Origin of the sequence: Leisingera sp. ANG-M1 (assembly GCF_000813745.1) — a bacterium.
GTDB lineage: Bacteria > Pseudomonadota > Alphaproteobacteria > Rhodobacterales > Rhodobacteraceae > Leisingera.
Window position 1 is genome coordinate 785 of the sequence record NZ_JWLC01000044.1, and the last position, 1,282, is coordinate 2,066.

Sequence of the window (1,282 nt, forward strand, 5' to 3'; positions counted from 1 at the left end):
GGGCGGTGTCTGTCGCGGCGGTGATGTCGCTGACCACGGTGAAATCGCAGGCCTTGATGGCGGCGGATACGGCATCGGCTTCCGGCATGGTGGCAGCTGGGTTCGTGTGGATGATCCAAAGTGCCTTTAGCTGCCCGTCGCCTGCGGCACGGAACAGGTCGACAGCTTTCAGGCCGGCCCGCTCCGGTATTGCCGGTGCGTTCCAGAACTCCTGCACTGCAGCCCGGTGACTGGTGTTTTCAAGGTCCATATGGCAGGCCAGCATATTGGCCAGCCCGCCAACCTCGCGCCCGCCCATGGCGTTGGGCTGGCCGGTCACCGAAAAAGGGCCGCAGCCTGGCTTTCCAATGCGGCCGGTGGCCAGATGGCAGTTGAGGATAGCGTTTACCTTGTCAGCGCCGGAGGTGGACTGGTTCACCCCTTGGCTGAAAATGGTCACCACCTTTTCAGTGCCCGCCCACAGACGGCAGAAGGCTTCGATTTCGTTGTCGGACAGCCCCGTGGCAGATGCCTCAGCTGCAAAGGCGGCTTCCAGCGCCGCGCCGAGCCCTTCCACATGCTGCAGATACTCTGCATTCAGCGCGCCGCCCTCGTAGAGCGCCGCCAGCAGGAGATTGAACAGGGCTACGTCGCTGCCTGCCCGCAGCTTCAGATGCACGTCCACCTGATCGCAACTGGCAGTGCGGCGCGGGTCAATAACAACCAGTTTGATACCGCGTGCCTCTCGAGCTGCCAATATGCGCTGATACAGCACTGGATGGCACCAGGCGAGGTTGGAGCCGACGAGAACAATCAGATCGGCGTCTTCCAGATCTTCATAGGTGCCGGGCACGGTGTCGGTGCCGAAGGCGCGTTTGTGGCCCGCAACTGTGGAGGCCATGCAAAGGCGTGAGTTGGTATCGATATTGGCCGAGCCAAGAAAGCCCTTCATCAGCTTGTTGGCGACGTAGTAGTCCTCGGTCAGCATCTGTCCCGACAGGTAGAACGCGACGCTGTCCGGGCCATGCTGGTCCACCGCTTGCCGGAACTTGGCGGCAACCAAGTCCAGGGCGCTGTCCCAATCGGTTTCGCGGCCCAGCACTTGCGGTGCCAGCAGGCGGCCTTCCATATCTACGGTTTCCCCCAGGGCCAGCCCTTTTGAACACAACCGGCCGCGGTTGGCTGGGTGCTCCGGGTCGCCGCGCACGTCAAGCCCGCCCGCGCCATCCGGGCGCAGCAGCACGCCGCAGCCGGTTCCGCAGTAAGGGCAGGTTGAGCGGGTTTCGTCAGGCGCGGGGCAGCT

At 63.5% G+C, this 1,282-nt stretch carries 1 protein-coding gene; it reads right to left on the minus strand.

The genetic code is table 11. The annotated features are described in order from the left end of the window. The coding region (locus tag RA19_RS25090) for a molybdopterin-dependent oxidoreductase (RefSeq protein ID WP_152615878.1) at nt 1-1,282 on the minus strand (1,282 nt) is incomplete at both ends.